Source organism: Bacillus sp. CZDM1 (genome assembly GCF_055502545.1).
This window is the reverse complement of the sequence record NZ_JBUESO010000001.1, coordinates 740,351-756,563: the sequence shown is the minus strand read 5'-3', so window position 1 is coordinate 756,563 and position 16,213 is coordinate 740,351. Positions and strand designations below refer to the sequence as shown.

General features: G+C 39.5%; 16 protein-coding genes and 1 riboswitch. Of the genes, 15 read left to right on the top strand and 1 reads right to left on the bottom strand.

The genetic code is table 11. From position 1 onward, the window contains the following. Positions 1-97 precede the first annotated feature (97 nt). The 8 genes from ACY3XC_RS04010 (at position 98) to ACY3XC_RS03975 (ending at position 9,404) form a co-directional block, all read left to right on the top strand. Entirely contained in the window at positions 98-1,801 is a 1,704-nt protein-coding gene (locus ACY3XC_RS04010; protein ID WP_464867360.1) for a long-chain-fatty-acid--CoA ligase, read from the top strand. Between the two features lie 192 nt (positions 1,802-1,993). Beyond that, a complete protein-coding gene (locus ACY3XC_RS04005; RefSeq protein WP_464867359.1) occupies positions 1,994-2,578 on the top strand; it encodes a TetR/AcrR family transcriptional regulator in 585 nt (194 codons plus the stop codon). A gap of 31 nt (positions 2,579-2,609) precedes the next feature. Then, the gene (locus tag ACY3XC_RS04000; protein WP_179159985.1) at positions 2,610-3,380 is read left to right on the top strand and encodes an enoyl-CoA hydratase; all 771 of its coding nucleotides are present in this window, start codon (positions 2,610-2,612) and stop codon (positions 3,378-3,380) included. A 106-nt stretch (positions 3,381-3,486) separates the two neighbouring features. Then, entirely contained in the window at positions 3,487-4,260 is a 774-nt protein-coding gene (locus ACY3XC_RS03995) for an electron transfer flavoprotein subunit beta/FixA family protein (protein ID WP_464867358.1), read from the top strand. A 74-nt stretch (positions 4,261-4,334) separates the two neighbouring features. Further along, a complete protein-coding gene (locus ACY3XC_RS03990) occupies positions 4,335-5,312 on the top strand; it encodes an electron transfer flavoprotein subunit alpha/FixB family protein (protein ID WP_464867357.1) in 978 nt (325 codons plus the stop codon). Between the two features lie 285 nt (positions 5,313-5,597). Continuing rightward, positions 5,598-5,912 carry a thioredoxin gene (gene trxA / locus ACY3XC_RS03985; protein WP_179159982.1) on the top strand — a complete coding sequence of 105 codons (315 nt, stop codon included), beginning with the start codon at positions 5,598-5,600 and terminating at the stop codon, positions 5,910-5,912. Between the two features lie 129 nt (positions 5,913-6,041). Further along, positions 6,042-7,814 carry an excinuclease ABC subunit UvrC gene (gene uvrC / locus ACY3XC_RS03980; protein ID WP_179159981.1) on the top strand — a complete coding sequence of 591 codons (1,773 nt, stop codon included), beginning with the start codon at positions 6,042-6,044 and terminating at the stop codon, positions 7,812-7,814. Positions 7,815-7,883: 69 nt separating this feature from the next. Next, positions 7,884-8,062, top strand: a riboswitch (Lysine riboswitch). Positions 8,063-8,183: 121 nt separating this feature from the next. After that, positions 8,184-9,404: an aspartate kinase gene (locus ACY3XC_RS03975; protein WP_464867356.1), complete on the top strand. Its 1,221-nt coding sequence runs from the start codon at positions 8,184-8,186 to the stop codon at positions 9,402-9,404. 132 nt (positions 9,405-9,536) lie between these two features. Here the strand turns inward: ACY3XC_RS03975 and ACY3XC_RS03970 are convergent, their stop codons facing one another. Further along, positions 9,537-9,989, bottom strand: a complete 453-nt coding sequence (locus tag ACY3XC_RS03970) for a YslB family protein (protein ID WP_464867355.1) — start codon at positions 9,987-9,989, stop codon at positions 9,537-9,539. A 449-nt stretch (positions 9,990-10,438) separates the two neighbouring features. Here ACY3XC_RS03970 and ACY3XC_RS03965 point away from each other — a divergent pair, with 449 nt between their 5' ends. The 7 genes from ACY3XC_RS03965 to racE all read left to right on the top strand — a co-directional run bounded on the left by ACY3XC_RS03965 (position 10,439) and on the right by racE (position 16,189). After that, on the top strand, positions 10,439-11,047 hold the full coding sequence (locus ACY3XC_RS03965; protein ID WP_464867354.1) for a succinate dehydrogenase cytochrome b558 subunit: 609 nt from the start codon (positions 10,439-10,441) through the stop codon (positions 11,045-11,047). A 62-nt stretch (positions 11,048-11,109) separates the two neighbouring features. Then, entirely contained in the window at positions 11,110-12,861 is a 1,752-nt protein-coding gene (gene sdhA / locus ACY3XC_RS03960) for a succinate dehydrogenase flavoprotein subunit (RefSeq protein WP_179159977.1), read from the top strand. Positions 12,862-12,877: 16 nt separating this feature from the next. Beyond that, entirely contained in the window at positions 12,878-13,639 is a 762-nt protein-coding gene (gene sdhB / locus ACY3XC_RS03955; protein ID WP_179159976.1) for a succinate dehydrogenase iron-sulfur subunit, read from the top strand. Positions 13,640-13,766: 127 nt separating this feature from the next. Next, entirely contained in the window at positions 13,767-14,357 is a 591-nt protein-coding gene (locus ACY3XC_RS03950; RefSeq protein WP_464867353.1) for a class D sortase, read from the top strand. A 152-nt stretch (positions 14,358-14,509) separates the two neighbouring features. Continuing rightward, on the top strand, positions 14,510-14,734 hold the full coding sequence (gene gerE / locus ACY3XC_RS03945) for a spore germination transcription factor GerE (RefSeq protein ID WP_009796032.1): 225 nt from the start codon (positions 14,510-14,512) through the stop codon (positions 14,732-14,734). Between the two features lie 194 nt (positions 14,735-14,928). After that, positions 14,929-15,378 carry a MarR family winged helix-turn-helix transcriptional regulator gene (locus ACY3XC_RS03940; protein ID WP_464867352.1) on the top strand — a complete coding sequence of 150 codons (450 nt, stop codon included), beginning with the start codon at positions 14,929-14,931 and terminating at the stop codon, positions 15,376-15,378. 16 nt (positions 15,379-15,394) lie between these two features. Next, on the top strand, positions 15,395-16,189 hold the full coding sequence (racE, locus tag ACY3XC_RS03935; protein ID WP_464867351.1) for a glutamate racemase: 795 nt from the start codon (positions 15,395-15,397) through the stop codon (positions 16,187-16,189). The last annotated feature ends 24 nt before the right edge of the window (positions 16,190-16,213 follow it).

The following is a 16,213-nucleotide window of genomic DNA, read 5'->3' as shown; positions in this document are numbered from 1 at the left end:
TGAACAATAGTTGTTATTTCAATTGTTTAAAGAGTCTGACTATACTATAATGAAAGGGAAGGGGAAAAATTACAATCGAATAAAAGGAGGGTTAATAATGTATGATTCTAAACCATGGCTCACTTCTTACCCCGAGGAAATTCCTGCAGAACTGGAATTTCGAAAAGAACCTGTTCAGCAGTATTTAGTAGATGCAGCAAAAAACTTCCCTGAAAAAACGGCTATCCATTTTATGGGGAAGGAAATGACGTATAAAGAGCTTTACCACGAAGCATTGTCTTTTGCCAGTTATCTTCAGCAAATTGGTATTGCAAATGGTGACCGAGTTGCCATTATGCTTGCTAATACACCACAATCAGTCATAAGTTATTTTGGAATCCTAATGGCTGGGGGGATTGTGGTTCAAACCAATCCGTTATATACCGAACGTGAACTTGAATACCAAATGAAGGACTCCGGAGCAAAGGCGATCATCACACTCGACATCCTCTATCCTCGCGCTACTAAGGTGATGCCGCAAACAGATTTGCAGCATATAATTGTAACCGCTATCAAAGACTACCTGCCATTTCCAAAAAATTTAGTTTATCCTTTTATCCAGAAAAAGCAATATGGAATTGTCGTGAATGTTAAACATGAAGGCAATACTCACTTATTTAAAGAAATCGTAAAAATAAAGCCTCAAAAACTCGTAGAATATGACTTTGATTTTGAAGAAGATGTAGCACTTCTACAATATACAGGAGGTACAACCGGTTCTCCCAAAGGGGTTATGCTGACACATCGGAATTTAGTGGCTAACGCTTCCATGTGTACGGCTTGGCTATACAAATCAAAACCGGGTGAAGAATCAGTCCTAGGCATTGTACCGTTTTTCCACGTCTATGGGATGACCATTATCATGATATTATCGGTCATGCAGGCGTATAAGATGATTATATTACCTAAGTTTGATGCTCTTACTACTTTAAAAACGATTCAAAAACAACGACCTACCCTGTTTCCTGGTGCACCAACCATCTATATCGGTCTATTAAATCATCCTGACCTGAAAAAATATGATTTATCGTCAATTGATTCCTGTCTCAGCGGCTCTGCTCCACTCCCTATTGAAGTTCAAGAAGAGTTTGAGGGTGTTACAGGCGGGAAACTCGTTGAAGGATATGGATTAACAGAATCTTCGCCGGTTACCCATTCCAATTTCTTATGGGATCGTGAACGGGTAAAGGGCAGTATTGGTGTCCCATGGCCGAATACAGAGGTAAGAATTGTCTCTATGGATAATGGTGAATTAATGCCAGTGGGTGAAATTGGAGAAATTATCATTAAAGGTCCGCAAGTGATGAAAGGCTATTGGAATCGTCCTGAAGCAACGGAGGAAACCCTTCAAGATGGCTGGTTATACACGGGCGACCTTGGCTATATGGATGATAAAGGCTATTTTTATGTAGTCGATAGAAAGAAGGACATGATTATTGCGGGTGGGTTTAATATTTATCCAAGAGAAATCGAGGAGGTATTATATGAGCATCCAGATGTTTTAGAAGCGGTTGCTGCAGGAATACCTGATCCATACCGTGGTGAAACCGTTAAAGCATATGTTGTGTTAAAAGAAGGCTCAGAGATTACCCCGGAAGATTTGAATCATTATGCTAGAAAATATTTAGCGGCCTATAAGGCACCAAGATTATACGAATTTAGAGAAGAATTGCCGAAAACAGCTGTAGGCAAGATCTTAAGAAGAACACTTGTAGAAGAAGAGATGATAAAAATAGAGGAAGAAAACAAAAAACATGCCTAAAAGCTGCACTTCTTTTTTTTTTGCATAGTAGAGCTTGTCTATATAGAAATAGTAAAGTAATATAAAAATGTCTTTGTGATTCTTGACAGAAAGACATTTAAAAATTATTATAAAAATATGAATGATTATTCATTCATATTTTTCTTTTTTTAAAATTACAATTTACTTTCTTCGGGAGGAGGGGGAATTATTATGAAAAAAAACAAGCCAAAATACATGCAAATCATTGATGCAGCGGTAATTGCTATAGCAGAAGTTGGTTATCATCAGGCACAGGTTTCGAAAATTGCCAAGCAGGCAGGTGTCGCAGATGGTACCATTTATCTTTATTTTAAAAACAAAGAAGACATTCTCATCTCACTCTTTGAAGAAAAAATGGGAAGCTTTATTGAAAAAATAGATGAAATGATAGCAGGAAAAGAGACAGCGGCGGCGAAGTTATATATGATGATAGAAGCTCATTTTCGAAACCTTTCCGATGATCACCACATGGCAATCGTCACACAGCTTGAATTACGTCAATCAAATAAAGAGCTGCGCTTGAGAATAAATAATGTTCTTAAAGGCTATTTGCAGGTGATAGATAAAATCATCATCGAAGGAAAAGAAACGGGAGAGTTTTCAAGTGACCTCGATGTCCGTCTTGCCAGGCAGATGATTTTCGGTACGATGGATGAAACCGTTACAACTTGGGTTTTGAATGAGGAAAAGTATGATTTAGTTGCACTCGCTAAACCGGTCCATCAGTTATTGATTAAAGGCTGTGGAAATCATTAAATTGTTGAGTGTAAGAGAAGGAGGGAAACGAATGGAAAACTTAAAATGGTCTTATCAAGAGGGGATCGCGACAATCACCATTCAACGTCCACCGGCAAATGCCCTCTCACAAGGACTGCTAAGAGAACTGTCGGCTGTTCTAGACGAAATTGAACCTAATCGTGAAATTAAGGTGATTGTCCTTCATGGGGAAGGGCGTTTCTTCTCAGCGGGTGCTGATATTAAGGAATTCACCACAGTTTCTTCTTCTGAAGGATTTGCAAATCTTGGTACATATGGTCAAGATTTGTTTGACCGAATGGAGAAATTCCCTAAACCAATCATTGCCGCAATTCATGGTGCTGCACTAGGCGGCGGTTTAGAACTGGCAATGGCATGTCATATCCGTTTAGTGGGTGAAAATTCTAAGCTGGGCCTTCCAGAACTGCAGCTTGGATTAATCCCTGGATTTGCTGGAACACAGCGTCTCCCTAAATATGTTGGTGTAGCGCGTGCTGCAGAGATGCTGTTTACGTCTGAGCCAATCAGTGGAATGGAAGCGGTTCAATTTGGCTTAGCGAACCATGCTTATCCGGAGAATGAAGTTTTTGAACAAGCACTTAAATTGGCAGGTAAGATTGCCAAGAAGAGCTCAGGTTCATTGAAAGCGACCATTCAATTATTAAACTATGCGAAAAATCAAGAGTTTTACGAAGGTTCTAAAAAAGAAGCAGAGTTGTTTGGAGAAATATTTGTTTCGAGTGATGCACAAGAAGGAATTCAGGCATTTATTGAAAAACGAGAGCCTCATTTTAAAGGGTGAGTAACTTTTATCGACGAACGATAGAAGTTCATAATAAATTTTTTTACTATAAATTTTCTTAATCTTTGAAACAGAAAAAATGTTTTGCATTCATAGGAGGGAAATCATGAACATTTATGTACTTTTGAAAAGAACGTTTGATACAGAAGAGAAGATTACGATCTCAGGTGGAAAAATCAATGAGGATGGTGCCGAGTTTATCATCAATCCTTACGATGAATACGCAGTCGAAGAAGCAATCCAAGTCCGTGACGCTAATGGCGGTGAAGTAACGGTTATTTCAGTAGGAACAGAAGAATCTGAAAAACAATTACGCACAGCACTCGCTATGGGAGCCGACAAAGCGGTATTAATTAATACAGAAGACGATGTGGAAAATGGTGATCAATTCACTACATCCAAAATCATTGCTGAATATCTAAAAGATAAAGAAGCAGACCTAATTATCGGTGGAAATGTAGCGATTGATGGCGGCTCTGGTCAAGTAGCTCCACGTGTTGCTGAATTGCTTAACATTCCATATGTTACAACTATTACGAAGCTTGAAATTGATGGAACAACTGTAACCGTTACGCGTGACGTTGAAGGTGACTCTGAAATCATCGAAACAAGCCTGCCTTTATTGGTGACTGCTCAACAAGGTTTGAACGAGCCGCGCTACCCATCACTGCCAGGAATTATGAAGGCAAAGAAAAAGCCGCTGGATGAATTAGAATTAGACGACCTTGATTTAGAAGAAGACGATGTTGAAGCAAAAACAAAAACCATTGAAATTTACTTACCGCCTAAAAAAGAAGCTGGAAAAGTCTTATCTGGAGAATTAAATGATCAGGTAAAAGAACTCGTTCAACTTCTTCATACAGAGGCTAAAGTAGTTTAATTGAACTTATTTGCACGTAAACATCAGAATGAAGATTCTGATCAGACAAAAATGATTCGCAGGAGGGTAAAGGAATGACTAGAAAAGTATTAGTATTAGGGGAAACTCGTGACGGTTCGTTACGAAATGTATCATTCGAAGCAATTGCTGCTGCAAAGACAGTAGCAGAGGGCGGAGAAGTAGTTGGAGTTTTAATCGGAGAAAATGTTAGCGCTTTAGGAGCAGAGTTAATCCAATATGGTGCTGACCGAGTAGTTGTTGTAGAGGATGCAAAGTTAAATCAATATACATCTGATGGTTTTGCGCAAAGCTTACTTGCTGTCATTGAAAAGGAACTCCCAGAAGGTTTAATTTTAGGACATACTTCCCTTGGAAAAGACCTTTCACCAAGGATTGCTGCCAAGCTGGCATCTGGCTTAATTTCTGATGCAACCTCTGTTGAGGTAGCTGGGGGAAATGTTGTCTTTACTAGACCTATTTATTCTGGTAAAGCATTTGAAAAGAAAATCGTAACGGACGGGTTACTTTTTGCAACAGTAAGACCTAACAATATTGCACCTCTTGAAAAAGATGAGAGCAGAACTGGTGAAGTTGCCTCCCTATCCGTTGAAATTAAAGACCTTCGTGCCATTATTAAAGAAGTGGTTAGAAAAGCAACTGAAGGTGTAGATTTAAGTGAAGCGAAAGTCGTTATCTCTGGCGGACGCGGTGTGAAGAGTGCAGAAGGCTTTGAACCACTTAAAGAATTAGCAAATGTATTAGGCGGAGCTGTTGGTGCTTCTCGTGGAGCCTGCGATGCTGACTATTGTGACTACTCCTTACAAATCGGACAAACGGGTAAGGTTGTAACACCTGACCTATACATCGCTTGCGGTATTTCTGGAGCAATCCAGCACTTAGCAGGAATGTCTAACTCTAAGGTAATTGTTGCGATTAACAAAGATCCAGAAGCTAATATCTTTAAAGTAGCAGATTACGGAATCGTTGGTGACTTATTTGAAGTAGTTCCACTTTTAACAGAAGAGTTTAAAAAGTTAAAAGTTCACTCATAATATGAAATGCGGAGGCGACTTGCCCAGAAACGAGAAAACTGGAGGCTCGCACAAAGAAGCGCGCTTTTTGCTTCTTTTGTGGGAGGTGAAGTTTCTCGAGTTTCTAGGAGCCGAAGCTGGACAATATAAGGGCGGGCAGTAGCAAACTGCTCGCTTTTTCTCATACAATAAGCCGGAATACTTACTGTATTTTAGGGAAAATTATTGCGAGACAGATTATTAGCATGATGGTTTAAACAATGCTATACTTTCGTTGTATTTAGTATTCATTAGGAGGCAAAATAAATGGCTATTTCAAATGTAACAGATGCAAATTTCTCTGCTGAAACAGGCTCTGGCCTTGTACTTGCAGATTTCTGGGCACCATGGTGCGGACCTTGTAAAATGATCGCTCCCGTTCTTGAAGAACTTGATTCAGAAATGGGCGACAAAGTTAAAATCGTAAAATTAGATGTAGATGATAACCAAGAAACCGCTGCAAAATACGGCGTTATGAGTATCCCTACACTTCTAGTTTTCAAAAATGGCGAAGTAGTTGACAAAGTTGTCGGCTTCCAGCCTAAAGATGCTTTAGCAGGTGTATTAGAAAAGCACGCATAAGCATAAATGACCTTAGCTAGGATTGTTCTGGCTAAGGTTTTTTATTTTTGGAAAAAGAATCAGGCTTTTCTTTATCGGCGCTATGATTTAAAATTTTAAGATAGATAAAGACGGAGAGGAGCAGCTGGAATGAATGAAAATATCAAACAAAAATTGACTCTGCTGCCTGATCAGCCTGGCTGCTACTTGATGAAAGACCGTCAGGGAACGATCATTTATGTCGGCAAAGCTAAAATCCTAAAGAATCGTGTCCGGTCTTATTTTACCGGCTCGCACGACGGAAAAACGCTGCGACTCGTCAATGAGATTGAGGACTTCGAATATATTGTCACCTCATCCAATATTGAGGCACTGTTACTCGAATTAAATTTAATTAAAAAATACGACCCAAAATATAATGTCATGCTCAAGGATGATAAAACCTATCCGTTTATTAAATTGACTGCGGAAAGACATCCAAAGCTAATCATCACAAGAAAAGTTAAAAAGGATAAAGGCAAGTACTTTGGTCCTTATCCAAACGTTATGGCTGCAAATGAAACAAAAAAGCTCCTAGACCGGATTTACCCATTGCGAAAATGTTCAACCCTTCCTGACCGGGTTTGCTTGTACTACCATTTAGGACAGTGCCTGGCACCATGTGTCAATGAAGTACATGAAGAGCAATACAAACAAATGACAGACGAAATTACCCGCTTCCTAAACGGCGGTTATAAAGAGATAAAAAAAGAACTGACGGAGAAAATGTCCAGCGCCTCTGAGGAGCTAGATTTCGAACGTGCTAAGGAATTCCGCGATAAGATTATTCATATCGAAACGATAATGGAAAAGCAAAAAATCACGATGACAGATTTTACTGATCGTGATGTGTTTGGCTATGCAGTCGATAAGGGCTGGATGTGTGTTCAAGTTTTCTTCGTACGCCAAGGAAAACTAATCGAACGTGATGTTTCCATGTTTCCAATTTACAATGAACCTGAAGAAGAGATTCTCACTTTCCTTGGTCAATTTTACGAAAAATCGAATCATTTCAAGCCAAAGGAAATTCTCATTCAGGATGAAGTTGACTTAACCATAGCGGAGCAGCTTCTTCAAGTGAAAGTACTAAAGCCGCAGCGTGGTCAGAAAAAAGATTTGATTAAAATGGCAATCAAAAATGCAAAAATTGCACTGAATGAGAAATTTTCGCTGATTGAAAAGGATGAGGTTCGAACCATCAAAGCTGTTGAGAATCTTGGAGAGCTTATGGGTATTTATACCCCTCACCGAATTGAGTCTTTCGATAATTCTAATATTCAGGGGACAGACCCGGTATCTGCCATGGTCGTATTTATTGATGGGAAGCCGAATAAGCGTGAGTATCGAAAGTATAAGATAAAATCGGTGGTAGGTCCTGATGATTATGAATCGATGCGTGAAGTAACCAGAAGGAGATATTCAAGAGCCCTCAAAGAGGAACTGCCACTCCCGGACTTAATTATTATTGATGGTGGAAAAGGACATGTGGAGGCTGTTAGAGACGTTCTAGAGAATGAACTGGGCTTGGATATTCCACTGGCTGGATTGGTGAAAGATGATAAACACAAAACGTCTAATTTGTTATATGGCAATCCGCTTGAAATTATCCCGCTTGGCAGAAACAGCCAAGAGTTTTATTTATTACAAAGAATTCAAGATGAGGTTCACCGTTTTGCGATCACCTTTCATCGCCAAACACGTGGAAAAAGTGCATTTCAATCGGTGCTGGATGATATTACAGGTGTAGGTGAAAAACGAAAAAAACAATTATTAAAGGAATTTGGTTCGGTTAAGAAAATGAAAGAAGCCACATTTGAAGAGTTTAGAGCGCTGGGTATTCCAGCTCCTGTAGTGGAAGAATTAATGAAAAAACTTCAATCTTAGTGATTGTCAGAATAATGGCACTATGCTATAATGAGTGAAAATTATATTACTATCACTTTTTTATACTAAAGTGAAGGTAGAGGTGCGAGCTTCAATAGTAATGATTCTGAGAAGGATGAGCTTCTGGGAAGAATCATGAAAGGGGATGTTCGCCGAAGTGAAGAAAGTCTCATTTCTTTCTTTGCTGGTCCTGTATTGAATAAATGCCGGATTGTCAAGATGTCATGTCTTGGAGAGCTATCTTACATTGTAGAACGCAGAATTTTTTTTGTGTATTTAAGCAATGAGATGCCCTCTCATTGCTTTTTATTTTTTTTGCGGGGAAAACTATAATGATAGCTAAACCTATAACTGAAAGCAGGGGAAACGATGGGTTTAATTGTTCAAAAGTTTGGCGGCACTTCAGTCGGAAGTGTAGAGAAAATACTTAATGTAGCACAGCGGGTAAAAGCGGAAACTGATCAGGGGAATCAGGTTGTAGTGGTTGTTTCAGCGATGGGAAAATCAACTGATCAGCTGGTGAATCTAGCGAAAGAAATTTCTGGACAGCCAAATAAACGTGATATGGATATGCTGTTGAGCACAGGTGAACAGGTAACGATTGCCTTATTATCAATGGCCCTGAATGAGCAGAAGCTTCCAGCCGTATCGTTTACTGGGTGGCAGGCTGGAATTGTCACAGAGCCTATCCATGGAAATGCCCGCATCACAACGATAAATACAGATGCTGTAAAAAATCAGCTGGCAGATGGGAAAGTGGTAATTGTTGCAGGTTTCCAAGGGGTTACCGAAAATGGCGAGATTACAACTCTGGGTCGAGGCGGTTCTGATACGACCGCGGTGGCGCTTGCTGCTGCGCTAAAGGCTGATAAATGCGATATTTATACAGATGTAACCGGAGTTTTCACGACTGACCCAAGATATGTGAAGAGTGCGCGTAAATTAAAATCAGTGTCTTATGATGAAATGCTTGAGCTTGCCAATTTAGGAGCAGGTGTCCTGCATCCAAGAGCAGTAGAATTTGCGAAAAACTATCAAGTACGACTTGAAGTTCGCTCAAGTTTGGAGAGAGTAGAAGGAACAGTGATTGAGGAGGAAGCATCAATGGAACAAAACCTTGTAGTCCGTGGCGTGGCATTTGAAGATGAAATTACTAAAGTGAGCGTGTTAGGTCTTACCAATTCTTTAACAAGTTTATCAACAATCTTCACAACATTAGCTGAGAACCATTTAAACGTCGATATTATCGTTCAAAGCACAACAGAAGCAGAAACAGCAAATCTTGCTTTCTCGATTAAAACGGATGACCTGTTAGAGACGTTAAATGTCCTTGAAAATAACAAGGATGTCCTGAATTATGATCAGCTTGACGCTGAAAATAAACTGGCGAAGGTTTCCATCGTTGGATCCGGAATGATTTCAAACCCAGGTGTCGCAGCTAAAATGTTTGAAGTACTGGCTGCCAGCCAAATTCAAATTAAAATGGTCAGCACCTCAGAAATAAAAGTTTCAGCAGTAGTCGAAGAAAAACACATGCTAAAAGCAGTAGAAGTCCTGCACCAGGCATTTGGTCTAAATAGCGAAGCATAAAAAAGTATCCTTGGAGGAAACCCTCCAAGGAATACTTTTACCCTGACTGTCCGCCTGAGGTGGACAGTGTCCACGGATGGTGACAGGCACCAAAAGAGGCACCAAAAGAGGCACCAAAAGAAAATAACACTATTAAATTGTGTCTTTTCGATCCCATTTGACGGTGAATTGGACTTTGTTTGCTTTTTTTATTGGGTGTTCGAAGGCTTCGGCGATGACTTGTTTTTGGTGTTGGATTTGCTCCGCTAGGAAGCCTGCTTCGATTTGGAAGTAGTGTTCTGCTTTTGACTTGACTCGAGAAACGATTAGCGGGCTGACTAGTTCAAATTCGATTTCATCTTTTCGTTCTTTTTTTATTTCGAGCTGTCCCCATGAGGCTCTAGTAAAGAATTCGATGATGTCATCAAAAGTGTTTAATGGGTGTTTACGAGCTAGACTTTTTCCAGCCCAATACAGAATCTCTGGAGTGTCTTTGCCTAAAACTTCTGGCAATACAAATTCTCTGATCAGCTCGTAACCAAATAGTGAAATATTTCTTGATTCATCCGATTGTAAAATAAGTTCGACGGCAGTACTTTCATTCATAAATAGCTTCCCCTCTTTCTACCATTCTATTATATACAATTACGGCTTTAAGTAAGAACACTTTTTATGGAGTGTAGTGTAAAGCGTTAGAGTGGTGAAGGATTGTTATCTTGCAATACAATAGCCTATCTTTCATCATAATTTATGGTTCCCAATTAACAACATGGGCTATGGAGAAAATTGAATTTTTCATTGTAATACTACTGGATTTAATACTAGATAATTCCATTTTCAAGTAAAGAAACTTATAATTTATTATAATATCAATATATTTTAAAAATTTTATTTTTATCCAACTTTTGTGTATACGTTTTCTTGACGCTACTACCCGATGGGAGTAAAATGGACATGTCACATATTTGTCACACTGGTGCTAAGTTTAAATTCTATTTATAAAAAGTAGTGTAAAAAGGCTTAACATCATGTTAAAAATTCAAGGGGGGTTAATTATGGCGGGGAATCGAGAGTTTTTGAATCGAAGATTGCATTCATTACTAGGAGTAATTCCAATCGGAGTATTCCTAATGCAGCATCTAGTAGTCAACCATTTTGCTACAGGAGGGGCTGAGTCCTTTAACAAAGCTGCAGATTTTATGGGGAACCTTCCGTTTAGAATTGTCCTAGAAACAGTAATTATTTATTTACCAATCTTATTTCATGCAATCTATGGGCTTTATATTGCATTTACAGCAAAAAACAATGCTGGAAAATATGGATTTTTCAGAAACTGGATGTTCCTATTACAGCGTGTCTCAGGTGTCATTACGTTAATCTTTATTACATGGCACGTATGGCAAACTCGCGTTGCAGCAGCATTTGGTGCTCATGTTAACTATGACATGATGGCTGATATCCTATCTTCACCATTCATGCTTACTTTTTATTTGATTGGTGTTATTTCAACTATTTTCCACTTTGCAAACGGATTGTGGTCATTCTTGGTTAGCTGGGGTATTACAGTTTCACCTCGTTCTCAAGTAATTTCTACATATTTTACAATTGGCGTTTTTGTGATTCTTTCAATTGTAGGAATTAGAACAATTTTAGCTTTTGTTTAAAAATTAACATCATACTCTGTGTTGAAAAATATCGGATTTTTGGATTAAGGGAGTGAGTCACAATGAGTAAAGGTAAGGTGATCATAGTTGGCGGCGGTTTAGCCGGCTTAATGGCAACGATCAAGGTTGCAGAATCAGGAACACCTGTAGAATTATTTTCACTTGTTCCAGTTAAACGTTCCCACTCCGTTTGTGCTCAAGGTGGTATTAATGGAGCAGTAAATACAAAAGGAGAAGGAGATTCTCCGTTCATTCACTTTGATGATACCGTTTATGGTGGAGATTTCCTTGCTAACCAGCCTCCAGTTAAGGCGATGTGTGAAGCGGCACCGGGAATTATTCACTTAATGGACCGTATGGGAGTTATGTTTAATCGTACTCCTGAAGGACTATTGGATTTCCGTCGCTTCGGCGGAACACAGCATCACCGTACTGCATTTGCTGGTGCAACAACTGGTCAACAGCTTCTATATGCGTTGGACGAGCAGGTCCGCCGTCATGAAGTTGCTGGATTAGTTACAAAGTACGAAGGCTGGGAATTCTTAGGTTCAGTTGTCGATGACGATGGTGTTTGCCGCGGAATCGTTGCACAAAATTTAACTTCTATGGAGATTAGATCCTTTGCTGGGGATGCGGTTATCCTAGCAACTGGAGGCCCTGGAATTATCTTCGGAAAAACAACGAACTCTGTTATTAATACAGGTTCTGCAGCATCTATCGTATATCAACAAGGTGCATATTATGCAAATGGTGAGATGATCCAAATTCACCCTACTGCCATTCCTGGTGATGATAAACTTCGTTTAATGAGTGAATCAGCACGTGGAGAAGGCGGACGGGTTTGGACGTATAAAGACGGAAAACCTTGGTATTTCCTAGAGGAAAAATATCCTGCTTATGGAAACCTAGTACCTCGTGATATTGCTACACGTGAAATATTCGACGTGTGTGTTAATCAAAAACTAGGGGTTAACGGCGAAAACATGGTATACCTCGATCTTTCCCATAAGGATCCACATGAATTGGATGTTAAACTTGGTGGAATTATTGAAATCTATGAGAAGTTCACTGGAGATGATCCACGTAAGCTTCCAATGAAAATCTTCCCTGCTGTTCACTATTCAATGGGCGGACTATGGGTTGATTATGATCAAATGACAAACATTCCAGGTCTGTTTGCAGCTGGAGAATGTGATTTCTCTCAGCATGGTGCGAACCGTTTAGGAGCTAACTCCTTATTGTCTGCGATCTATGGCGGAATGGTCGTTGGACCAAACGCTGTTAAATATATCAAAGGACTTGAAAAGAGTTCTGACGCTGTTTCTTCAACGGTTTTCGATCGTCATGTTAAAGAACAGGAAGATAAGTGGAATTCTATTATGTCTTTAAATGGTACAGAAAATGCATATGTACTTCATAAAGAGCTTGGTGAGTGGATGACGGATAATGTTACTGTTGTTCGCTTTAATGACAAGCTACTGAAGACAGATGAAAAAATTCAAGAGCTTTTAGAGCGCTATAAAAAAATTAATATCAATGATACTTCTAAATGGAGCAATCAAGGGGCAGTTTTCACTCGTCAGTTAGAGAATATGCTTCAATTAGCCCGTGTTATTACAATCGGTGCTTACAACCGTAATGAGAGCCGTGGTGCTCATTACAAGCCAGAATTCCCTAAACGTAATGACGAAGAATTCTTAAAAACAACAATGGCGAAATTTGTTGATAGTTCATCAGCACCGGCTTTCCATTACGAGGAAGTTGACGTTTCATTAATTAAGCCACGTGAACGCGATTATTCAAAAAGTCATTAAGGGGGAGTAGAATAGCATGTCTGAAAATAAAACAGTAAAATTTATTGTTACCCGTCAAGATAGCCCAGATTCTGCTCCATATGAAGAGGAGTTTGAATTAGCCTATCGTCCGAATATGAACGTAATTTCTGCATTAATGGAAATTCGTAGAAATCCTGTCACCGCAAAAGGACAAGGTACGACACCAATTACTTGGGATAGTAACTGCCTTGAGGAAGTTTGTGGAGCATGTTCAATGGTTATTAACGGCAAGCCGCGTCAATCATGTTCGGCTCTTGTCGATCAATTAGAGCAGCCAATCCGTTTAGAACCGATGAAAACATTCCCTGTTGTACGCGACCTTCAGGTTGACCGCAGCAGGATGTTCGATGCATTAAAGAAAGTAAAAGCTTGGATTCCAATCGATGGAACGTACGATTTGGGACCTGGTCCTCGTATGCCAGAGAAAAAGCGTCAATGGGCTTACGAGCTTTCAAAATGTATGACTTGTGGAGTTTGTCTAGAGGCTTGCCCGAATGTAAACAGCAATTCAAGCTTTATTGGACCTCAGCCACTTTCACAGGTTCGTTTATTCAATGCACATCCAACCGGTGAAATGAATAGAGCTGAACGCTTAGAAGCGATTATGGGTGATGGTGGACTAGCTAACTGTGGGAACTCACAGAACTGCGTCCAGTCATGTCCGAAAGGAATTCCATTAACTACATCGATTGCAGCATTAAATCGTGACACCACTTTCCAAGCATTTAGAAACTTCTTCGGAAGCGACAATGTATAATTGATTCTTACAACCTTCTTTTCTATTATGAAAAGGAGGTTTTTCTATTCGGAGGCTAGGACTTTTGAACACCCATTTGATATACTAATAGTAAGAATTTTTATCAGTACGGATAAAAGGATGGTATATGAGGGTGAAAAAGCTTCCGTTAATAATGATTTTCGTAGGAATAATTGTCATTGGAGTTGGAGTTTGGCAAATCGTGGAGACTAATTTTCAAACTGATGCTTCACTAAAAGAAGCGAAAAGAATTGTAGCAAAGGCCGAATCTAACTATGATGAGGAAGAACCTTTTAAGAACCCAAAAAAAATCGACCCGCCTAAGTTTGGCGACACAGTAGGGTTGTTGAAGATACCAAAGATTGAAGCGGAATTGGCGATTGTGGAAGGAACGGACCCTAATGATTTAAAAAAGGGAGTCGGGCATTACAAGGGTTCCTATTTTCCTGCAGAGAACGGTCAGATTGTCTTATCCGGCCATCGTGATACTGTTTTTCGACGTTTAGGTGAACTAGAGCCTGGAGATATCTTTGAAGTACAAATACCAAATGGGAAATTCAAATATGAATTAACGAAGACAAAGATCGTTGATGCAGAAGATCGGACCATCATTACCCTGCAGAATACGAAGGAAGAATTAATTGTTATTACCTGTTATCCATTCCGTTTTGTCGGAAACGCTCCAGAGCGTTATATCATTTATGCTAAACCCATTTAAAGTCCTTATAAAGGGGCTTTTTTTATTTTGATAAAATTATTCTTCTTTAGTAATTCTAGTCACTACAGTTGTGACATTCACATATGATATCGTGACTAAATATATACCCACCCACGGTTCATAACTGGCGAAGGCAAGGAGGGTCACAATACTTGAAGGAGAATGAATATACTCACAAGCCGTTACTCACCAAACGTGAAAGAGAAGTATTCGAACTCTTAGTACAGGATAAAACTACTAAGGAGATCGCTGGTGAATTATTTATAAGCGAGAAGACGGTTCGAAATCATATTTCCAATGCCATGCAAAAGCTTGGTGTAAAGGGGCGTTCACAAGCAGTTGTAGAGCTCCTTCGTATGGGAGAGCTAGAACTTTAATCATGATCGGCTTCCTAAGGGAGCCGGTTCATGTTTTTATAAGGATTTATACATATAAATCAACATGTATTTTGTAAAGAGATGGATTCCAGCTTGAAATTTTAGCGAAAAAAGTAGAAAATAAGAGCAAGATTATGAAGCGCTAATTCTGCGAAATCATGGCAAAGGGACGTCTCGTATAGGAGTGTTATAGAATGACTGTCGAAAATTCACAAAAGATTAGCGATGAAATTGTCGCGAGAATAGAAAAGGACTTACGTTATATTTCAGGAATTATTAAGCAAAAGGGCAGAGAAATGCTTAGTCATTATAAAATTACTCCGCCGCAATTCGTAGCACTGCAATGGCTTTTTGAGGATGGTGATATGACCATTGGAGAGCTGTCTACTAAAATGTATTTGGCCTTCAGTACGACGACAGACCTTGTAGACCGGATGGAAAAAAATCAACTGGTTGTCCGGGTGAAGGATCCTAAGGATCGCCGTGTCGTCAGAATTCACCTCCTTGAAGAGGGCGAAAGAATAATAGATGAAGTTATAAAGAAACGACAAGTATACTTAGAGGAAGTTTTAGCCAACTTCTCCTCAGAAGAAGTTCAACAATTTCAAACCAATTTAATGAAACTGCATCAAGATATGCGTTAAAGTAGAGGCGAGAATTTTGAAACAACCAATTGGTGTCATAGATTCCGGAGTTGGTGGATTAACGGTTGCGAAAGAGATCATGAGACAGCTTCCGAATGAAAAAATTATTTATTTGGGAGATACGGCCCGGTGTCCATACGGCCCAAGACCTCTAAAGGAAGTTAAAAAATTCACTTGGGAACTGACTACATTCTTGTTAGAAAAAAATATAAAAATGCTCGTTATTGCCTGCAACACGGCAACGGCAGCGGTTCTTGATGAAATTAGAAATGAGTTAAGGATTCCAGTTCTCGGAGTAATCTACCCTGGAGCACGAGCTGCTATCAAGCGCACAAAGAACTATCGAGTTGGAATAATTGGGACTGAAGGAACCATCAAAAGTGGTGCTTATGAGAAAGCGTTAAAAGCGCTAAACAGCCGTTTATATGTAACAGGACAAGCTTGCCCAAAATTTGTTCCTCTTGTTGAGAGTGGGGAATATGACGGGGAATTAGCGGAGAGAATCGTCGTCGAAGCGCTAAAGCCGCTGCAAAATAAAAATTTAGATACACTAATCCTTGGCTGTACCCATTACCCTTTACTCGAACCACTAATTCAAACAGTGATGGGCGAAAAAGTTAATGTCATCAGTTCTGGGGATGAAACGGCAAGGGAGATTAGTGCAATTCTTCACTATAATGGGATCCTCGAAACAGATGAGGACGCAGCTGAACATGAATTTTACACGACAGGTTCGAAGTATATTTTTTCAAAAATAGCTTCTCAGTGGCTTGGTGTACCCAATATTAATGTCAATAAGATTAAATTATAATTAAGCTCCCTTTACAGGAGCTTA